Genomic DNA, 19,863 nt, shown 5'->3' with positions numbered 1-19,863 from the left:
TTGGATGAGCGATGCATCGGTACCGGTCCCATAACTGCGGCGAGCTCCGAGCCGCGGACGTCGACACCGACGTCCGTCTCAGCGGCTGGCTGCACAATCGACGCGACCTGGGCGGCATCCTCTTCATCGATCTGCGTGACCACCACGGTCTCGTGCAGCTCGTCGCCCGCCCCGGCACCCCGGCCAACGAGGTCCTCGGCTCGCTGACCAAGGAGACCGTCGTCCGCATCGACGGCAAGGTCAGTGCCCGTGGCGCCGACAACGTCAACCCCGACCTGCCGACCGGTGAGATCGAGATCGAGGTCACCGAGGTCGAGGTGCTCGGCGCCGCCGAGCAGATCCCGTTCACGATCAACGCCGAGGACGGGGTCAACGAGGAGAAGCGCCTCGAATACCGCTTCCTCGACCTGCGCCGCGAGCGCATGCACCGCAACATCATGCTGCGCACGGCCGTGATCTCCGCGATCCGGCACAAGATGGTGGCCCTCGGCTTCAACGAGATGGCGACCCCGATCCTGTCCGCGACCTCCCCCGAGGGCGCCCGCGACTTCCTGGTCCCGTCCCGTCTGCACGCCGGCCGGTTCTACGCGCTGCCGCAGGCCCCGCAGCAGTTCAAGCAGCTGCTGATGATCGCCGGCTTCGACCGCTACTTCCAGATCGCGCCCTGCTTCCGCGACGAGGACGCCCGTGCGGACCGCTCGCCGGGCGAGTTCTACCAGCTCGACGTCGAGATGAGCTTCGTCGAGCAGGAGGACGTCTTCCAGCCGATCGAGCAGCTGATGACCGAGCTCTTCACCGAGTTCGGCAACGGCCGCACGGTCACCTCGCCCTTCCCGCGCATCCCGTTCCGCGAGGCGATGCTCAAGTACGGCTCCGACAAGCCGGACCTGCGCGCCGAGCTGGAGCTGGTGGACGTCTCCGACGTCTTCGCGAACTCCGGATTCAAGGCGTTCGCCGGCAAGCACGTCCGCGCCCTGGCCGTGCCGGACACCGCCGACCAGCCGCGGAAGTTCTTCGACCAGCTGGGCGACTTCGCCGTCGCGCAGGGTGCCAAGGGCCTGGCGTGGGTCCGCGTCGGCGAGGACAACGCGCTCGCCGGCCCGATCGCCAAGTTCCTCACCGACGACGACGTCAAGGCGCTGGTCACGGTCCTCGACCTCAAGCCCGGTCACGCCGTGTTCTTCGGCGCCGGCGAGTTCGACGAGGTCTCCAAGATCATGGGCGCCGTCCGCGTCGAGGCCGCCAAGCGCGCCGGCCACTTCGTCGAGGGCGAGTTCCGCTTCTGCTGGATCGTCGACTTCCCGATGTTCGAGCGCGACGCGGACACCGGCAAGATCGAGTTCTCCCACAACCCGTTCTCCATGCCGCAGGGCGGCCTGGAGGCGCTGGAGACCAAGGACCCGCTGGACATCCTCGCCTGGCAGTACGACATCGTCTGCAACGGCACCGAGCTGTCCTCCGGCGCGATCCGCAACCACGAGCCGGACGTCATGTACAAGGCGTTCGCGATCGCCGGTTACGACAAGGAGACCGTGGAGGCCGAGTTCGGCGGCATGCTCCGCGCCTTCAAGTTCGGCGCCCCGCCGCACGGTGGCATCGCCCCGGGTGTCGACCGGATCGTGATGCTGCTGGCCGACGAGCCGAACATCCGCGAGACGATCGCCTTCCCGCTCAACGGCAACGCCCAGGACCTGCTGATGGGCGCCCCGTCCGAGGTCGACGAGGCCCGCCTCAAGGAGCTGCACCTGAGCATCCGGACCGGCCCGGCGAAGCCGACGCCGTACAAGCCGACCAAGTAAGAGCGGACGAGGGCCCGGGACTGCCGCAGCGGCGGTCCCGGGCCCTCGCGCATGTCGCGGCGGTACCGCGCCACTTCGGACCGCACAACGAGGACGCCCCCGGACCGGACCGGTCCAGGGGCGTCCTCGTGCCGTGTCGGCTCCGGGCGTCGGGCCTTTAGCCCTCGTCGCCGCCGAACCGCTCCCGGTACGCCGCCAGGTCATCCTCGGTGATCTTCGCGAAGAGCACCGGCGGCACCGTGAACGGCGTCCCGGCGGGCACGAACGCCAGCGCCTTCGCCTCCTCCTGCGACACCCAGGCGGCGGTGTCGTTCTCCAGGGCGAACGCGCCCCGCATGGCCTTCGCCGACGCCGGGATGAACGGCTCGGAGACCACCGCGTAGAGGTGGATGAGGTTCATCGCGGTGCGCAGCGTCAGCGCCGCCGCGTCCTTGTCCGTCTTGATCTCCAGCCACGGGGCCTTCTCCTCCAGGTAGGAGTTGCCCGCGCTCCACAGGGCGCGCAGCGAGGCCGTCGCCTTGCGGAACTGCAGTGCCTCCATGTGGCCCTCGTACTCCGCGAGCAGCCCGGCGATCTCCTCGCCCAGCTTCTGCTCGGCCGCGCCGGCCTCGGCACCGGCCGGCACGTCGTCGCCGAACCGCTTCCGCGAGAACGACAGGACGCGGTTGACGAAGTTGCCGAGGGTGTCGGCCAGGTCCTTGTTGACCGAGGAGGAGAACAGCTCCCAGGTGAAGGACGTGTCGTCCGACTCCGGGGCGTGCGCCATCAGGAAGTAGCGCCAGTAGTCGGCGGGCAGCAGCTCCAGCGCCGCATCGGTGAAGATGCCGCGCTTCTGCGACGTGGAGAACTTCCCGCCGTAGTAGTTGAGCCAGTTGAAGGCCTTGAGGAAGTCGACCCGCTTCCACGGCTCGCGGGTGCCCAGCTGCGTCGCCGGGAACATCACGCTGTGGAACGGCACGTTGTCCTTGGCCATGAACTCCGTGTAGCGGACGTCGTCGGCCTCGTACCACCACGACTTCCAGTCGCGCTCCTCCGGCGCCTGGTCCGCCCACTCCTTCGTCGAGCCGATGTACTCGATCGGGGCGTCGAACCAGACGTAGAAGACCTTGCCCTCGGCGGCCAGCTCCGGCCACACGTCGGCCGGCACCGGTACGCCCCAGTCCAGGTCGCGGGTGATCGCCCGGTCCTGGAGGCCCTCGGTCAGCCACTTGTGGGCGATGGACGACGCCAGGGTCGGCCAGTCCTTGCTGCCGTTGCCGGCCAGCCAGCCCTCGACCTCGTGCTGGAGCTTCGACTGGAGGAGGAAGAGGTGCTTGGTCTCGCGCACCTCCAGGTCACCGCTGCCGCTGATCGCCGAGCGGGCGTCGATCAGGTCCGTCGGGTCCAGGACCCGGGTGCAGTTCTCACACTGGTCGCCGCGCGCCTTGTCGTAGCCGCAGTGCGGGCAGGTGCCGACGATGTAGCGGTCCGGCAGGAAGCGGCCGTCGGCGTTCGAGTAGACCTGGCGGATGGCCCGCTCTTCGATGAAGCCGTTCTCGTGCAGTTTGCGCGCGAAGTGCTGGGTCAGCTCGACGTTCTCCTGCGAGGAGCTCCGGCCGAAATGGTCGAACTCCAACCCGAAGCCGTCGTAGATCGCCTTCTGCTTGTGGTGCTGCTCGGTGCAGAACTCGGCGACGGACTGCCCCGCGTCCTTCGCCGCCAGCTCGGCGGGCGTGCCGTGCTCGTCGGTCGCGCAGATGTAGAGGACGTCGTGACCGCGCTGCCGCAGGTACCGGGAGTACACATCGGCCGGGAGCATGGACCCCACCATGTTGCCCAGGTGCTTGATCCCGTTGATGTACGGAAGGGCGCTGGTGATGAGGTGTCGAGCCATTGCCGGCTGCTCCCAAGTCGCTACGGTGAGTGATGATTTGCTTTACGCAACGTCAATATCGTACTGGACGGGGTGGAGGTCCCCGCCCGGGTATTTTCGGGCTGGGAGGGGGTCACCGGGCGGCGGCTCGCCCGCTCGTTTCACGTGAAACGAGCCCTGTCCCCTCCCCGTCCATCATCGCCCACCCACCCTGCGCCCTTCCGCCCTGTTTCACGTGAAACCGTCCCGATGTGGGTGCGGTCGACCCGTGAAGGGCGAGGTGGGGCGGCACGCAACAGGCCGCGGTCGGACCCGATCGGGTCCGACCGCGGCCTGCGGGTCGAGGTGTGGCGGGTCAGCTGTCCTTGACGACCTTGGCGGCGCGGGCCTCGGCGAGCCACTCGGGGAACTCGACCATCAGCTGCTGGTAGAGCGCGTCGTGGGAGAGGCTGCGGGGGTCGCGGCCGGCGTGGAAGAAGCCGGCGTTGTCGACGGCGCGCTTCTCCGGGACGGTCAGGTCGTCGAGCTTCCGGAGGAAGTCGAAGCCCTTGGCGTCCGGGTCACCGAAACCGATGAACTGCCAGAAGATGGGGAGTCCGGCCGCCTCGCACAGGGCCCGCTCGGCGGCGGGCTTGGAGGTCGGCGCGCCGTCGGTCTGGAAGATGACGAAGGCGGGGTGGGTGGAGCCCGACTTCTTGTAGTGCTCGACGACGGCCTCGATGGCCCAGTGGTAGTTGGTCCGCCCCATGTGGCCGAGGCCGGAGTGCAGTTCCGCGATGCGGCCCTCGTACGTGGCGAGGTCCAGGTCGGCGGTGCCGTCCACGTCGGTGGAGAAGAAGACGACCGGGACGGTGGCCTTCTCGTCCAGGTGCGCGGAGAGGCCGAGGGCCTGCTCGGCGAGGTGCTGGACGGTGCCGTCCTTGTAGTAGTTGCGCATCGAGCCGGAGCGGTCGAGGACCAGGTAGACGGTGGCGCGCTGGGTGGTGAGGTGGTGCTTCTCCAGCGTGGCTCGTGCGGCGTCGTAGAGCGGGAGGAGGGCGGGGGCGACCGCCGCGACGGGGTTGCCCGCGTCGGGTGCGGGGGCCGGCTCGGCGGCGGTGGTCGTGGCCGCTTCCGGGGTGTCCTCCGGGTCCGGGGTTTCCTCCGCGTCCGCCTCCGCCTTCGGGGCCTCGTCGAGGGTTTCCTTCGGTGCCTCCGCCGGGGCTTCCGCGACCTCGGGCGCCGCTTCTTCCTCGGTCAGCTCCGGAGCCGCTGCCGCCGCTTCTTCCTTCGCCCCTTCCTTGTCCCTGTCCTTGTCCCTGTCCTTGTCCTTGTCCTTGTCCTGCTTCGTCTCCTCGTCGGTCGGCTGGTCCGCCGCTGCGACTGCCTCCGCCGCCGCCTCCGGCTTCTCGGCCGCCTCGGCCGCCTCGGCCTTCTCGCTCTTCTCCGCCTGCTCCGGCTGCGTGTCGGGCTGCGGCTCGGCGGCGTCCGCTGCCGTGGCCGGTGCGGCGGCGTCCGTCGGCTTGTCGAACGCCTGGCTGACCAGGTCGGCGGCGCTGTCGGCGGCGGCCGGGGTGGCGGCCGCGGGGGTGTCGGCCGTGTCCTCGGCCGCCGGCTCGCGCTCGTCCTTGGCCGCGGGCTCCTCAAGGCCCTGGTCCGTGACCGTCGCCGTGCCCGCGTTCGCGTCCGTGTCGGCGTCCTTGGGCTGGGCCGGCACCGTCGCCTCGGGGGCGGCCGCCGGCTCGTCCTTGGCGTCGGTCGTCGCCGCTGCCTCGGCCGCCGGCTCGTCCCGTACGGGAGCCTCTTCCCGTGCCGGCTCCGCCTTCGCGGGGGCCTCCGGCACGCGCTCGACCGGGCCGCTCTGGGCGGGCACTGTGGCCGTGACCGGAGTCGGCGCGGGCGTCGGCTCGGAGGGCTCGCCGGGCGCCGTACGGGCGGCCGGGACCTCGGCTTCGGGAGTTGCGGTGGTCGGGGTGGCCGGAGCGGGGGTGGATTCCTCGCGGGCTTCCGGGATCGTTGCCGACTCCGGCTTGTCGGTGTCGTTCCGGGCCGCGCCGGATTCGTCGCGGGTCGCCTTGGAACGACCGAAAGCGTTGCGCAGCAGACTCCGAATGCCCATCGGCTGACCTCTCTTGCGTGTGGTGGGTGCGGCGAATGTCCGTGAAGCGCGGACATGTCCCTGACCAGGACGGATACGTAAGAGTAGCGGCCTGCACCGGCTTGATCGTGGGAACCCGCGCCTCGCATGGCGGGCCATACGGGGGTGTTGAGCGCGGAGGTGGTTTCGGCCGGCGCGCCGCCGGTCCGGAAAGCGCATGTCGGGCGGGGGGAATACCGTGGGCGGCCTTTGCGGAATAGCCCGATTGATCGTTGAGAAAGGGACGACTTGACCGTTTGTATGGCAGGGCTTGATGTCATACGTGGTGCGGAAGTGGCGTATGAGGTTCGCAATGTGACGGATAGCGAAATTGTCGGCGATGTCGACGGGGAGTCGGTGGGGAGGTGCCGTCCCGGCCGTCGGTGAGATCAACTTGCCGGATCGGCCGGTAAGTTCGGGCGGTGGTGCGGGGTGCGGTCCGATCCGGGGTGCTCTCCGCGCTGATGAGGGCGTTTTGTCGCCAGGTGTTCATCGGTGCTTCGTTTCACGTGAAACATGTCCGTGGTTCCGTCGGTTGCCACGGATCTCCCGGCCCCGCTCGCGCACATCACATGGCGGAAACGAACAGGCAAGAGCTCGGTAAGAAGTAAGTCGCGCAGGTATCCGATTTGCGGATGCGCCCGTCTTCTCCGGTGACCATTGTCCTCAGCCGCCCGTTGTGCCTCGGGGGGCGGCCGGTGAGAAGGCAAGAACCCTTTCGAGGGTGACGGGAGATGTGGGCGCATGGGGCTGACCAGTCAGTCGCTCGAAATCACGGTGATCGTTCTGGCGGTGGCCTGTGTTGCCGCGACGGTCTGGCTTTGGCCCAGGCTGTCGCGGAACGGGTGGCGCCACGTGCTGGGGAGGCTGGGGGCGATCCTGGTCACCCAGGTGTCGATCGTGTCCGCGCTCGCGCTCGCCGTGAACGCGAACTTCGAGTTCTACGGCAACTGGGACGAGCTGCTGGGCAACAACGAGCAGGCCCCGGCCTCGGTGAGCCAGGGGGACGGGCAGTACGCCACGGTCGGCAACATCAAGGGCGGACTGATCCAGCCCGCCGGGCCCCAGGGGCTCGACCGGGTGACCGGACTGCCGAAGGGGCCCGCCGACAAGGTGGGCAAGGTCGAGTCCGTACGGATCATCGGCCGCCGCACCCGGGCCATCAACCCGGGCTTCGTCTACCTGCCACCGCAGTACTTCCAGCAGCAGTTCCACCGGCAGCGGTTCCCCGTCATGGTCGTCATCAGCGGCTACCCGGGCGGGATCATGAACCTCGCGCAGCACCTGCAGATCCCGCAGACCGCGGGCCAGTTGATCGCGCAGGGCAAGATGCAGCCGACCGTGATCGTGATGGTGCGGCCGACGATCGCACCCCCGCGCGACACCGAGTGCGTGGACGTGCCGGGTGGTCCGAAGGCCGAGACGTTCTTCACCAAGGACCTGCCGGACGCCATGAAGTCGGCCTACCGGGTGGGCCATGACCCCAGCGCCTGGGGCGCGTTCGGGTACTCGTCCGGTGGTACCTGCTCGCTCCAGCTGGCGATGCGCAACCCGCAGGCGTACACCTCGGCGGTCTCGCTCTCCGGCGACTACGCGATCAAGGACGACCTCACCACCGGCAGCCTCTTCGGGCCCGGTCCGACGGGTGCCCAGCGCCAGCGCGAGCACGATCTGCTGTGGCGGCTGCAGAACCTGCCTGCGCCGCAGGTTTCCGCGCTGGTGGCCAGCAGCCGCCAGGGCGAGTCCGACTACGGCGACACCATGAAGTTCGTCCACGCGGCGAAGCCGCCGATGAGGGTCGACTCGATCATCCTGCCCCGCGGCAGCCACCAGTTCGGGACCTGGCGGCGGGAGGTCGTGCCGGCCCTGGAGTGGCAGAGCCAGCAGCTGACCTTCCCGCAGGACACCGAGCCGAACGCGCCGCAGAAGCCGGCGCCGGGACAGGGGAAGGGCGCGGCCACGGGCCAGGCGCCCGCCGACGAGCGGTCCCACAAGCGGGTGGAGGCGGAGCGCCCTCAGGGGTGAGGTGACCACCGCCAGGGCGATGGCCTGCGGAAGGGGGCGCCGGAACGGTCCGGCGCCCCCTTCGTCGTACGGCCGCTCCCCGCGTGAGGACGCCGTTCATGTCCCCGGCCGCATCTCCCGGGCCGTCCCGGTCCCGCCCCGACGGGCCCGGCTCACGGCCGGTAGACCATCCCCGGTTCCGGCTTCGCCGGGGAGAGCAGCTGGGACACCGTGACGACCGTGTAGCCGCGCTTCTTGAGCTCCTTGAGGATGCCGGGGACGGCTGGCACGGTGCCCTTGTAGATGTCGTGCAGCAGGATGATGCCGTCGCGCTTGGTCTGGTCGAGCACCCGCTTGGTGATCAGGTCGGAGTCGGTGGTCTGGTAGTCCTTGGCGGTCACGCTCCACAGGACCTGCGCCAGGCCGAGCTCCTTGCTGACCTTGGAGACCTTTTCGTCGGTCCGGCCCTGCGGCGGGCGCATCAGTGTGGGCGTCTTGCCGGTGATCTTGCGGACCTGGTCCTGGACCTGGGACAGCTCGCGCTTGGCCTCCTCCGGCTTGATCTCCGTGAGGATCTGGTGGGACCAGGTGTGGTTGGCCAGCTCATGGCCCTCGGCGTCGATCCGCTTCACCTCGGCGGGGCGCTCGGCGACGTGGTTCTTGCCGAGCATGAAGAACGTGGCGTGGGCCTTGTTCTCCTTGAGGATGTCCAGCAGCCGGTTGGTGTTCTCGCTCGGACCCGCGTCGAAGGTCAGCGCCACGCACTTGGCCTTGCGGCAGTCGACGGCATCGCCGCTGCCGGCGTCCCCGGCCTTGGCGTCCTTGGCCTTGACGTCGGCCGCCGGGGCGTCGGCCCGCGCGTCGGCCGGTGAGGTGACGTCGTACGAGGCGCAGCCGCTGAGGGCCACGGCCAGGGAAGCGGCCGTCAGCAGCCCGGCTATGGACGAGCGGCGGGCCGCGGATATCTGCTTCGGCATGCGATGTCTTTCCTGGAATCGTTCGCTGGGCGTGCTGGCTGCTGGAGTGCTCGGCCGTCCTCCTCGGAACCCTTCGCTCGCGGGTGGTGCCCGGGAGCGTCCGTGTCCTGGTTTCCGGGCATGGCGAAGCAGACGCGGACAGAGCCGTGGCTTAGCGCGCCGATCGCCTTCCGAACGGACCCCAGGGACTATACAGACGACGTACACACCAGGTGTATAGGCGGCGGGGAGCTGTGATGTGACGCTGGCGACAGCCCGATCGGGCGCACTCCGCGCGACACCCCGCCGCACCCGCGGTGGACTTCTGCTGTGACCGCCCCGCCGGACGACTGCCTGGCCCGCAACGACTGGATCTGCGGCGACTACCTGAGCACCCGCCGCCAGATCCTGCTCGACGCGGTCGGCCAGCATGTGCAGTTGACCGTGGTCTCGGTGGGACTCGGGCTGGTGATCGCCCTCCCGCTGGCGCTGCTGGCCCGCCGTCGGCGCTGGACGGTCGGGCCGGTGCTCGGCCTCACCACCGTGATCTACACGATCCCTTCGCTGGCGATGTTCTCGCTGCTGCTGCCGGTCTACGGACTCTCCGCCACCCTCGTCGTGGTCGGCCTCGCCCTCTACTCCCTCACCCTGCTGGTCCGGAACATCCTGGCGGGGCTGGACGGCGTCCCGGCCGCGGCCAAGGAGGCCGCCCGGGGCATGGGGTACGGGCCGATGCGGCAGTTGCTGACGGTGGAACTGCCGCTGGCGGTGCCCGCCGCGATGGCCGGGCTGCGCATCGCCACGGTCTCCGCGGTCGCCCTGACCACCGTCGGTGCGATCGTCGGGTACGGCGGGCTCGGCAACCTCATCTACGCGGGCATGAACTCCTACTTCAAGGCGCAGGTGCTGACCGCGTCCGTGCTCTGCGTGCTCATCGCGGTCGCCTTCGACCTGCTGCTGCTCGGCCTGGAGCGACTCCTCACGCCCTGGCGGCGGGCCGGTCGCAGCCCGCGGGCGGCCCGCGGGAGGCGGCCACTCGCCGCCTCCGGACGGCGGACATGAGCACCCTCGCCGCGGTCTGGGCCTGGCTGACCACCGCCGCCAACTGGTCCGGCGAGAACGGCGTCTGGCACCGGCTGGCCCAGCATGCCGCCCTCACCTTCGCCTGCCTCGTCCTCAGTGCCCTCATCGCCCTGCCGATCGCGCTGACGCTGGGTCATCTGGGCCGCGGTGGCGCCCTCGCGGTCAACCTGGCCAACGTCGGCCGGGCGGTGCCGACCTTCGCGGTCCTCGTCCTGCTCCTGCTGACCCCGATCGGGCGGCACGGGGAGTGGCCGACGGTCATCGCGCTGGTGCTGTTCGCCGTGCCGCCGCTGCTGACCAATGCCTACGTCGGGATGCGCGAGGTGGACCAGGACGTGGTCCGGGCCGCTCGCGGCATGGGGATGACCGGGATGCAGCTGGTGTGTCGGGTGGAGGCGCCGCTCGCCCTGCCGCTGGTGCTGACCGGGGTGCGGATCGCCGCCGTACAGCTCGTCGCCACCGCCACGCTGGCCGCCCTGGTGGGCGGCGGCGGCCTCGGCCGCATCATCACCGCGGGCTTCAATCTGGCCAGCACCCCGCAGGTGGTGGCCGGTGCGGTGGTGGTCGCGGTGTTCGCGCTGCTGATGGAGGCCCTGTTCGAGCTGGTGCAGCGGTTCGCCCCGGCACGGGCGCGCGGGCGGAGCCGGTGAGGACGCCCCGGGCGGCCCCGGTTCCGCGCCGCCCGGTCCGCGCTGCGCTCGGCGCGTTGACCGCCCTGGTCGCGTCGGTCGGCCTGGTCTCCTGCACCGGCGGGCCGTCGCTGGAGCACCGCGGCGCGGTCACCGCCTCGCCCGGCGACAGCCGCGATCTCGCCATCGGCTCGGCCGGCTTCACCGAGAGCGAGCTGCTGGCCCAGATGTACGCGGCGCTGCTCGGCCGGGCCGGCTACCGCACCCACGTCCTCACCGTCGGCAACCGGGAGCTGTACGAACCCGCGCTGGAGGCCGGACAGATCGACGTCGTGCCCGAATACGCCGCCACCTTCGCGGACTGGCTCAACGCCAAGGAGCACGGCCCCCAGGCCGCCCCGGTCGCCTCCCCCGACCTGGACGCCACCATGGCCGCCCTGCGCCGGCTCGCCACCCCGCGGGGTCTGACCGTGCTCCCGGCGGGCCGGGCCGTCGACCAGAACGCCTTCGCGGTGCGCGCCTCCTACGCCGCCGAGCACCACCTCCGCACCCTCAGTGACCTGGGCCGCGCCAAGCTGCCGGTGCGGCTGGCGGCGGGTGACGAGTGCGTCCAGCGGCCGTTCTGCGCACCGGGACTGCGGAAGACGTACGGCATCGACATCACCGCCGTGGACCCCAAGGGCGTCGGCACCACGCCCGCGAAACAGGCCGTGCAGAACGGCCAGGACCAGATGGTGCTCACCACCAGCACGGACGCCACCCTCGATCAGTTCGGACTCGTCGTCCTCGCCGACGACCGGAAACTCCAGAACGCCGACTACGTCGTCCCCGTCGTCAACCGCGCCCGGGCCGGCGGCGCCCGGCCGGCCGCCGCACTGAACGGGCTCAACCGCGTGCTGACCACCGAAGACCTGGCCCACCTCAACGAACAGGTCGACAGCTGGCGCCGGCTCCCCGCCGATGTGGCCCACAACTACCTGGTTTCCAAGGGCCTGTTGGGAAAGGACTGACGGAGCCGGAACGTCGTTTCACGTGAAACACCGCTCCCGGTCGTGGTTTCACGTGAAACACCCCGCCCGCGCCGGCCGCCATCCCTCACTCCGTCGGAACCGAGTCGACCTCCGGCCGCCCCCGCGACAGCTCGCGTTCCTCCGGGGCGATGGTGCGGCGCAGCGCCTCGTGCAGGGTGGTCGGGGTCAGGACGCCCAGGAACCGCCCGCCGTCCAGCACCGCGATCCAGCCGGCGTCGTGCTTGAGCATCTCGCTGAACGCCGCCTTGAGGGTTCCGGACGCCGGGATCCACGCCTCCATCCGACGGGCGTGATCCGCCACCGTCCCACCCGCGCCCGACAGGTGCTCCGTGCCCACCCAGCCGTGCAGCGTCCCGTCGGCGTCCAGCACCACCGCCCAGCGTGCGCCTTCGGCCCGCAGCCGGGCCACCGCGTCCGCGGCGGGCTCGGCGAGCCGGGCGAACGGCGGGCGTTCCAGGTCGTCGCGGTCGATGGAGGTGACCGACAGCTGCTTCAACGCCCGGTCGGCGCCCACGAATTCGGCGACGTAGGGGGTGGCGGGAGCGCCGAGCACCCGCGCCGGGGTGTCGAACTGCTCGATCCGCCCGGCGCCGTAGACCGCGATCCGGTCGCCGAGCCGGATGGCCTCCTCGATGTCGTGGGTGACCAGCAGCACCGTCTTGTGCAGGGCGGACTGGAGCCGTAGGAACTCCTTCTGGAGGCGGTCCCGGACGACCGGGTCGACGGCACCGAACGGCTCGTCCATCAACAGCACCGGCGGATCGGCCGCCAGGGCGCGGGCCACCCCGACCCGCTGGCGCTGGCCACCGGACAACTGGTCGGGGTAGCGCGCGCCGTAGACGGTCGGGTCCAGCCCGACCAGGTCCAGGAGTTCGGCGGCCCGCTCCCGCGCCCTGGCCTTCTTCCAGCCGGTCAGGAACGGCACGGTCGCGGTGTTGTCGAGGACGGTGCGGTGCGGGAAGAGGCCGGTTTGCTGGATGACATAGCCCATGCCGCGGCGGAGCCGGACCGGGTCGACTCCGGACACGTCCGCGTCGTCGACGAAGATTCGCCCACCGGTGGGGTCGATCAGCCGGTTCACCATCATCATGGTCGTCGTCTTGCCGCACCCGGACGGTCCGACCAGGGTGACCAGCTCACCCTCGCCGACCTCGAAGGAGAGGTCGTCGACGGCGGTGGTCCCGTCGGGGTAGCGCTTGGTGACCGACTCGAACCGGATCATTGCGCCATTGAATCCCGCGGCCTCGCACCGGTCCCGTCATGCGGGCAATCGAGTGGGGAAAACGAACGGCGACGGGGGCCGTACGAGTTGCTTCCGGGGCACCGCCTCCCGTCCTGCCGCGCCCGGCCCGACCGGCGTGCTTACGATCCACTCCGGCCGCTCCTCGGAAGGGTGGAAGGGAACGCCACATGAGAGCCGTAGCAGTCAACGCCTTCGGTGCGGACCCGCAGCTCATGGAGCTGCCACAACCTGAGCCGGGGCCCGGTGAAGTCCTGGTGCGGCTGGCCGCCGCCGGACTCAACCCCGTCGACTGGAAGCTCGCCGACGGCATGTTCGGGGAGGCCGTCCACGCCAAGTTCCCGCTGGTCATGGGGACGGACGGGGCGGGGGAGGTGGTCGCGGTCGGCACCGGCGTGCGGCGGTTCACCGTGGGGGACCCGGTGTTCGGCCAGTTCCAGCAGCCGGAGCGGGGCGGCGGTTCGTACGCCGAGTTCGCCGTGGCCAAGGAGGGCGCCATCGCACTGGCCGCCCGCAGCGTCACCTATGCGACCTCCGCCGCCGTGCCGACGGCCGGGATGACCGCGTACAACCTGGTCGAGGAGACCCGGGTCGGCGACGGCCGGCGGGTGCTGATCGTCGGCGCGACCGGCGGGGTCGGCACCTTCGTGACCCAGATCGCGGCCGGCCGCGGTGCGGAGGTGATCGCCACCGCCCGTCCGGCCAAGGCGGAGTTGATGCGCACGCTGGGGGCCGCGGAGACCGTCGACCACACCGCGGGGCCGATCGCCGACCAGGTCCTGGCGGTGCATCCGGACGGGGTGGACGTGCTGATCGACATGACCAGCGACGCGGCGGGGTTCGTCGAGCTTTCCCGGGCGGTGCGGGACGGCGGTGTGGCGGTCTCGCTGATCGGTGCCGCCGACGCCGATGTGCTCACCGAGCACAACCTGCGCGGCTTCAACTTCGTCAACCGGCCCTCGCCCCAGCTCCTGGAGATCCTCGCCGGGCACCTCGACGCGGGCCGCCTGACCGTCCTCGTGGGCCTCGAAGTCCCCCTGGCGGAGGCTCCCGAGGCCCTGGCGGCCAGCCGCACCGGGCGGGCGCAGGGGAAGACCGTCCTGGCGATCTGAGGACGGTCTCCCGCCGCCGCGGAGAAGGCCGCTGCCCGCGCCCCCGTTGCCGTGTCCGGCCCGCCGGCGGCGCCGACGCGGATCAGGGCCTTCCGGAACCCCTCAGTACCGCGGTGACCGACCGGCGTCGCCGCCGCGGTCCGGGTGCTCGTCCGGGTCGTACTGCCGGGTGGCCTGGCGCTGTTGCGGCGACATCGTCCGCCACTGCTCCCGGAGCGGGGCCAGCCCCTCGGTCAGCGCGCGGTGTCCCGCGGCGTCGTCCAGGACGTCCTTGAGCTGGAGCCGTCCGCTGAGCATCTTCTTCGCCAACTGCCGGAGCGGCTCCGGGGCGTTGGGGTTGTCGCGCACCGCACGCAGGGTCTCGGTGCGGTGTTCGTTCTGCTCCTCGGTGAGGTCCTGCTCCTCGATGGGATAGTCGCGCTCACCGAGCGCGTCGACGTTGGTGTTGCTGGGACGCATCGTGGGGCTCCTGTCAGCCGAAGGTGGAACGGGCCCGGTCCTGCTCGGCCTGGCCGGAGGCGGTGGTGGGGGCCGGGGGCGGAGTGGGACGGGACGGGGTCGGGTGCTCGTCGTTCGACCCGCCCGACGACGGGCGGTGGCTGCCGGAACCAGAACCGGAACCGGAGCCCGATCCGCCGGAGCCCTCTTCCCCGGCCGGCTCCTTCTCCTTCGTGCCGGTTTCGTAGACGGTCTTGACGCCGCCGATCTGCTCCAGCCCGCCGTCGACGATCTTGTGCGCGCCGCCGGAGAAGTCGCCTTGCGCGATCTTCCCGACGCCCTCGGCCTGGTGGTACATGCCCACCGCGACCTTGCCGGCACCGTCGGCCTGGAAGCCGTACTCGCCGTTCTCGTCCTTCGTGATGGTGCCCGCGACCGGCTTCAGCGCCGGGTTGACCGCCGCGACTCCCAGGTCGGTCCAGTTGACCCCGTCCTGCTTGCCTTGGTAGATCGCTTTGCCCTGGTTGAAGGCTTCCTTACCGAGCGACTTTGCCGATTCCTTGCCGATCTTAATAAGGATTTCCTTGACGGACAGGACTTCCCTCTTTGCGAGGGACTCGGTGACCCGGGCGGTGATTTTCTCCGCGGCCTCCGTCAGGGCCCGCTTGACGAGCGCACGGATCATCACGACGCGGCCGGCGAGTGCCGCCTCGGATGCGCCCAGAGTGACCGGAGCGGATGCCTGTGCGATGGCGAATTCGATGGCCAGGTCGATGAGCTGGGCAATGACGTAGATCTTCAGCGCGATCACGATGACCGCGCATACATCGAGCAGGGCCGCCAGGATCTCGGCCGCGCCCGCCAGCGCTTCGAGATAGCCGAACTCGATGAGTCCGTCCTTGGTGAACCGGTCCCAGGCTTTGCCGAAGCCGTCGATCGCGTCGCCGGAATTGGAGCCGCGCACCGTGCCGGCCGCGGAGTTGCCCTCGTTCATGGCCTGCTGCGCGGCCTGCGCGAAGGTGCGCCAGGCCTCCGCAGCCTCCATCATCTTGTCTTCGTCGAGATTGGGCCACTCGAAACCCAGCAGGTCGAGGACCCAGTCGACCTCGCTCGGCAGCATGATGGACACGATGTACTCCCCCTGGAGACGCAGGTGTTGGTGGGTGGCTGGAGACAGCCGGAACGGTGCGGAAGGCGCTAGACCTGGGCCGGGCCCTCGGGCTTGATCTGGGAAAGGACCTGTACCTGTTCCAGCTCGGCGGACTCGTAATCCTTGGCGATCGTGTTGAGCTTGGTGCCGAGTTCGCCGAGCGCGTCCTCAAGGTGCGGCAGCGCCATCATGATGACCTTGCTCACCGGCTTGTAGGCCTTCAGGAGTTGATCGACGATTTTCGCGGAATCGTCGCCCCACCCCTCTTCGCACTCCGTGACCTTGCTCTTGAACTTTTCCGCGGAGCCACCGAAATTGTGCGCGATGTCCGAGAAGTTCTTGCCCTGCGTCCTGAGTACATTCGGGTCGATCTGATACCCGGAACCCGCCATGGAGTGCCCCCTGTTGTTTGCTTCACGTCACGTAGGTTCCGGATAAGACTACCGGTGCCCGGAGTTGGTGCCCGCACTCAGTAATGGGAAAGCGCGGCGTGTCCGGAAAAGCCGCCCGGGCGGGATTCTTAATGCGGCATTTAAGGCGCCTTGGTGGATTTTTCGCAGGCACACCATTTTTGGTATGTCGTGCGGTTATGGGGCCTGTGGTGTCCGGTACCGGGCGGCCACCACGGCCGCCCGGGGCGCGGCGAGCCGCTAATGGCGCGGACGCTCGTCGGCCAACCGGCGCCGCCCGTCGTCGTGGGCGTTCGGCAGGCCACGGGGCGTCACCCGCTCCCGCCCCGAACCGGGCTGACGGTCCGACGGTGTCCCGCGGAGGCGGGCCGCCAGCGGTCCCGCGGCGGCGAGGGCGACGGTGGCCGCCGCCGCGCCGATCGCCGTCCACACACCGGAACGCAGGGAGGCGGTCAGGGCGTCGGTGTACGCGTCGGCGGCGGGGCGGGGGACCGTGGCCGGCAGGGCGTCCAGGAGGCGGGTGCGGACCAGCGCCAGAGCCGCGGCCAGGAGCGCGCAGGCCACCGCGCAGCCGGCCGCCGTGCAGATCAACGCCCGGCGTCGGCGCCGGGTCAGCAGCAGGCCGGCCAGGAGGCAGAGCGCGGCGGCCGGCGGCAGCAGCAGCGCGCCGGTGCGCGCGACCTGGCAGCCGGCCCGCAGCCGGGGCACGTCGGGGGAGTTCAGCAGCACGATGGAGGCGCCGGTGGGCGGCACCCGGCGGACGATGTCGATGCCGAGCCCGTTGCCGGACAGCTGGTGCCGGACGCGCTCGATGACCGGCGAGAGGTCGAGGGTGACGGGGGCTTCGCCGGAGGCGGCCAGCGTGCCGTCCAGGGCGCGGTGGGCGGTGCGGTGCACCCCGGTCCAGACCTCGGGGAAGGTGCGGCCGGTGACGACCTGGCGGACCTGTTTGTCGACGAACTCGCGGATACCGCGGGTGAACTTCCGCCGCAGTGCGGGCCGTTCGGCGCGTGGCACCACCTTGAGCAGGCCGTCCAGCCGGACGTGGGGCATCACGCCGTTGGTGACGTCGTCGACGATGGCGTTCTGGATGGCGCGGTTCCCGGCGAGCGGGGCGACCGCGGCCACGTAGCGGTCGGTGTCGGTGAGTTCGGCGCGGGCCCAGAGGGCGGCCAGGCTCAGCGGCAGCAGCAGCGTTCCGATCAGCAGCAGCGCGCCGCCGGCCAACGAGCGGGCCCGGCGCGGCCGTCCCGGTGGGCAGCGCGCCGCGGTCGCCCGGCCGTCGGCGCGTGCGGGTGCACTCGCTGACATGCGTACCGGTCCTTCCTGAAACGGCGATGGCTGCCACGCTCCAGGCAAGTCCGTACGGCGGTCGGCCGCGAGCGGGGCCGGTGCCAATGGGTGATCGCACGGATGAGCGACCGGACCATCCCGGGCACGAGCGGCGCGCAGGCCGGCGCCGCCACCGCCCGCCCCACCGGCGGGTCAGTGCCGGTGCGGCCCCGGACGGTGGACGGGGCCGTGGGAGTCGTCGCAGTGGCTGCCGGAGGGCTGCTCGGGGGCGGGGCCGGGCCCCAGGGTCAGCAGCTCGTCCTCGTCCTGCTCGCCGAGGTGGTCGACCTGGAGGGTGGCGTGGGTGATGCCGTACTCGGTGTGCAGCAGCTCCTGGAGGCCGCGGCGGACCTTGTGGCAGTCGCCCGCCGGGGCGACCAGGATGTGCGCGGAGAGCGCGGGCTGCCCGGAGGTGATCTGCCAGATGTGCAGGTCGTGCACCTCGACGACCTGGTCGGTGGCGACCAGGTGATCGCCCAGCGCGTCCGGGTCGATCCCGGCCGGAGCGGCCTCCATGAAGATCCGGCCGGACTCCCGCACCAGCCCCGTCCCGGCCTTCAGCATCAGCGCGACGACGACGAGCGAGGCGATCGCGTCGGCCTGCTGGAAACCCGTGGTCAGCACGATGACACCGGAGATGGCGGTGGCGATGAAGCCGAACAGGTCGGTGAGGATGTGCTGGTAGGCGCCCTCGACGTTCAGGCTGGAGCGGTTGGCCTTCGACAGGAACCAGGTGCAGATCAGGTTCACCACCACACCGGACAGCGCGGTGATGACCACCAGCCCGCCGGTGACCTGGGGCGGTGAGATCAGCCGCTGGACCGCCTCGTACGCCAGCCAGAGGGAGAGCACGAGCAAGGTGATGCCGTTGGCCTGCGCGGAGAGGATCTCGGCGCGCTTGAGGCCGTAGGTGTAGCCGCCCCGCGCGGGCTTCGCCGCCAGCCGCATCGCGACCAGCGCCAACACGATCGAGACCGCGTCGGTGAGCATGTGGGCGGCGTCCGAGATCAGTGCCAGCGACTGCGCCAGGAAACCGATCACGACCTCGACCGCCATGTACGCGGTGAGCAGAATGAGCGCGGCCCGCAGCCAGCGCCGGTCGGCGTCCGGGGACACGGCATGGCTGTGGCCGTGCGCATGGCTGTGCCCACTGTGGGCGTGCTCGGTCATGGGCGCGCTCCTTCCTGGCTCCACCTTGCTTCTCGCTGCGAAGCAAACCGCACTTCGGCAAAAGATCCAAAGGCTGCACCGGTGACCGTTGTCATTACCGTCGAACGGGCTATCGTGCCTGGTCAGGGCGGTGCGATGGAGAAGGGTGAGCGGGCGGACACGGTCCGGTCGGAGGGGCGGTCGTCCGTCGTTCCACGTGAAACGACGGGTTTCACGTGAAACGGCGCGCCGGGTACCCGCCGGCCTCAGACGGCCACGGGGCGGCCCGCGGCAACGGGATGCAGCGCCGCGTACTCCAGCGGTGCCGACGGGTCGATGGACACGTCGAGCGGGGCGGGTGCGGCACCGGCCCGGACGAGCAGATCACCGACGGCCGCGATCATCGCGCCGTTGTCCGTGCACAGCCGCAGCGGCGGGACCCGAAGGGTGATGCCGGCCGCGGCGCAGCGCTCCTCGGCCAGCGTGCGCACCCGGGAGTTGGCCGCCACACCGCCGACCACCACCAGCGTTCCGACGCCGTGCTCGGTGCAGGCGGCGACCGCCTTGCGGGTCAGCACGTCGGCGACCGCCTCCTGGAGCGCGGCCGCGCCATCGGCGACCGGTAGCGGTCGGCCCGCGGCGCGGTGGCTCTCCGCCCAGCGCGCCGCCGCCGTCTTCAACCCCGAGAAGGAGAACGCGAACCGCTTCTCGGGCGGGCCCGCGGTGAGCGGGCGGGGGAAGTGGACAGCGCGCGGATCCCCCTCGCGCGCTGTCCGGTCCATGGCCGGACCGCCGGGGTAGGGCAGTCCGAAGACCCGCGCGACCTTGTCGAAGCACTCTCCGGCGGCGTCGTCCACGGTGTCGCCGAGGTGCACGATCCGGTCGCGGGCCAGATCGCGTACGAGCAGCAGCGAGGTGTGCCCGCCGGAGACGATCAGCACCACGCAGGGGTCGGGCAGCGGGCCGTGCGCGAGGGTGTCGGCGGCGACGTGGCCGGCCAGGTGGTGGACGCCGTAGAGCGGCACGCCCAGCGCGTACGCCAGCCCCTTGGCCCCGGCCAGCCCCACCTGGAGCGCCCCGGCGAGCCCCGGTCCGGTGGTCACCGCCACCGCCCCGATGTCGGACGCCCGCAGCCCCGCATCGGCCAGTGCGCCGCGGACCACGGGCGTCAGCGCGTGCAGATGCGCCCGGGCGGCGATCTCCGGCACCACGCCGCCGAACCGCGCGTGCTCGTCCAGGCTCGACGCGACGGTGTGCCCGAGCAGCCGCCCGTCCCGCACCAGGCCGGCGCCCGTCTCGTCGCAGGACGACTCGATGCCCAGCACCACCGGCGAGCCCATGGACCGCACTCCTTCCCCATCGCGTTGCGTGCCCCGGACAGTAATAGCAAGTAATTGCAAGCAATGTGCAAGAAGGGTGGGGGTGGGCGCAGGGGGCGTGTCCGGGCCGGTGGGGCCCTCCCCGGAAGCCGGGGCCGCCCGGCCGGTCAGTAGAGTTCGGCACCCGTCCCCCGTCGTCCCCTCGACCTCCGTCCCGTTCCTTCGCGCCCCGAGGTACCCCGC

16 protein-coding genes are annotated in these 19,863 nt (G+C 70.8%); 6 read left to right on the top strand and 10 right to left on the bottom strand.

From position 1 onward, the window contains the following. Positions 1-11: 11 nt before the first annotated feature. Complete coding sequence (gene aspS / locus CG747_RS06760; protein ID WP_100600702.1) at positions 12-1,799, top strand: aspartate--tRNA ligase; 1,788 nt, start codon at positions 12-14, stop codon at positions 1,797-1,799. A 157-nt stretch (positions 1,800-1,956) separates the two neighbouring features. On the opposite strand, the gene metG is transcribed toward aspS, so the two are convergent. Together metG and CG747_RS06750 are read right to left on the bottom strand one after the other, a co-directional pair. Continuing rightward, positions 1,957-3,672 carry a methionine--tRNA ligase gene (gene metG, locus CG747_RS06755; protein ID WP_100600701.1) on the bottom strand — a complete coding sequence of 572 codons (1,716 nt, stop codon included), beginning with the start codon at positions 3,670-3,672 and terminating at the stop codon, positions 1,957-1,959. Between the two features lie 334 nt (positions 3,673-4,006). Beyond that, a complete protein-coding gene (locus CG747_RS06750; RefSeq protein ID WP_100600700.1) occupies positions 4,007-5,749 on the bottom strand; it encodes a VWA domain-containing protein in 1,743 nt (580 codons plus the stop codon). A gap of 762 nt (positions 5,750-6,511) precedes the next feature. On the opposite strand from CG747_RS06750, the gene CG747_RS06745 reads away from it, so the two are divergent. Then, complete coding sequence (locus CG747_RS06745) at positions 6,512-7,792, top strand: esterase family protein (protein ID WP_100600699.1); 1,281 nt, start codon at positions 6,512-6,514, stop codon at positions 7,790-7,792. Positions 7,793-7,944: 152 nt separating this feature from the next. Here CG747_RS06745 and CG747_RS06740 read toward each other — a convergent pair whose 3' ends face one another. After that, positions 7,945-8,748 (bottom strand): polysaccharide deacetylase family protein, encoded by an 804-nt coding sequence (locus tag CG747_RS06740; RefSeq protein ID WP_100600698.1) that lies wholly within the window; start codon positions 8,746-8,748, stop codon positions 7,945-7,947. Positions 8,749-9,057: 309 nt separating this feature from the next. Here CG747_RS06740 and CG747_RS06735 point away from each other — a divergent pair, with 309 nt between their 5' ends. Genes CG747_RS06735 through CG747_RS06725 form a run of 3 tightly spaced genes read left to right on the top strand, consistent with a single transcriptional unit; the run spans position 9,058 to position 11,449 of the window. Beyond that, the gene (locus CG747_RS06735; RefSeq protein WP_100600697.1) at positions 9,058-9,789 is read left to right on the top strand and encodes an ABC transporter permease; all 732 of its coding nucleotides are present in this window, start codon (positions 9,058-9,060) and stop codon (positions 9,787-9,789) included. After that, positions 9,786-10,460 carry an ABC transporter permease gene (locus CG747_RS06730; protein ID WP_100600696.1) on the top strand — a complete coding sequence of 225 codons (675 nt, stop codon included), beginning with the start codon at positions 9,786-9,788 and terminating at the stop codon, positions 10,458-10,460. Before CG747_RS06735 ends, CG747_RS06730 begins: the two co-directional genes overlap by 4 nt. Beyond that, a complete protein-coding gene (locus CG747_RS06725) occupies positions 10,457-11,449 on the top strand; it encodes an ABC transporter substrate-binding protein (RefSeq protein ID WP_100600695.1) in 993 nt (330 codons plus the stop codon). The genes CG747_RS06730 and CG747_RS06725 overlap by 4 nt, the downstream gene beginning before the upstream one ends. 85 nt (positions 11,450-11,534) lie before the next feature. Here the strand turns inward: CG747_RS06725 and CG747_RS06720 are convergent, their stop codons facing one another. Next, positions 11,535-12,692, bottom strand: a complete 1,158-nt coding sequence (locus tag CG747_RS06720; RefSeq protein WP_100600694.1) for a betaine/proline/choline family ABC transporter ATP-binding protein — start codon at positions 12,690-12,692, stop codon at positions 11,535-11,537. Between the two features lie 188 nt (positions 12,693-12,880). On the opposite strand from CG747_RS06720, the gene CG747_RS06715 reads away from it, so the two are divergent. After that, a complete protein-coding gene (locus CG747_RS06715; RefSeq protein WP_180985418.1) occupies positions 12,881-13,822 on the top strand; it encodes an NADP-dependent oxidoreductase in 942 nt (313 codons plus the stop codon). 102 nt (positions 13,823-13,924) lie between these two features. Here the strand turns inward: CG747_RS06715 and CG747_RS06710 are convergent, their stop codons facing one another. The 6 genes from CG747_RS06710 to tsaD all read right to left on the bottom strand — a co-directional run bounded on the left by CG747_RS06710 (position 13,925) and on the right by tsaD (position 19,641). After that, on the bottom strand, positions 13,925-14,281 hold the full coding sequence (locus tag CG747_RS06710) for a hypothetical protein (protein ID WP_100600693.1): 357 nt from the start codon (positions 14,279-14,281) through the stop codon (positions 13,925-13,927). A 13-nt stretch (positions 14,282-14,294) separates the two neighbouring features. Then, on the bottom strand, positions 14,295-15,389 hold the full coding sequence (locus CG747_RS06705; protein ID WP_100600692.1) for a hypothetical protein: 1,095 nt from the start codon (positions 15,387-15,389) through the stop codon (positions 14,295-14,297). A 68-nt stretch (positions 15,390-15,457) separates the two neighbouring features. Continuing rightward, on the bottom strand, positions 15,458-15,802 hold the full coding sequence (locus tag CG747_RS06700; protein ID WP_100600691.1) for a hypothetical protein: 345 nt from the start codon (positions 15,800-15,802) through the stop codon (positions 15,458-15,460). Between the two features lie 258 nt (positions 15,803-16,060). Then, positions 16,061-17,131, bottom strand: a complete 1,071-nt coding sequence (locus CG747_RS06695) for a hypothetical protein (RefSeq protein ID WP_257980258.1) — start codon at positions 17,129-17,131, stop codon at positions 16,061-16,063. Between the two features lie 174 nt (positions 17,132-17,305). Next, positions 17,306-18,322: a cation diffusion facilitator family transporter gene (locus tag CG747_RS06690; protein WP_100600690.1), complete on the bottom strand. Its 1,017-nt coding sequence runs from the start codon at positions 18,320-18,322 to the stop codon at positions 17,306-17,308. Between the two features lie 245 nt (positions 18,323-18,567). Further along, a complete protein-coding gene (gene tsaD / locus CG747_RS06685; RefSeq protein WP_100600689.1) occupies positions 18,568-19,641 on the bottom strand; it encodes a tRNA (adenosine(37)-N6)-threonylcarbamoyltransferase complex transferase subunit TsaD in 1,074 nt (357 codons plus the stop codon). Between the last annotated feature and the right edge of the window lie 222 nt (positions 19,642-19,863).

The organism is Streptomyces sp. CB02959, from assembly GCF_002803155.1.
Classification (GTDB): Bacteria; Actinomycetota; Actinomycetes; order Streptomycetales; family Streptomycetaceae; genus Streptomyces.
This window is presented reverse-complemented; position numbering and strand designations above follow the sequence as displayed.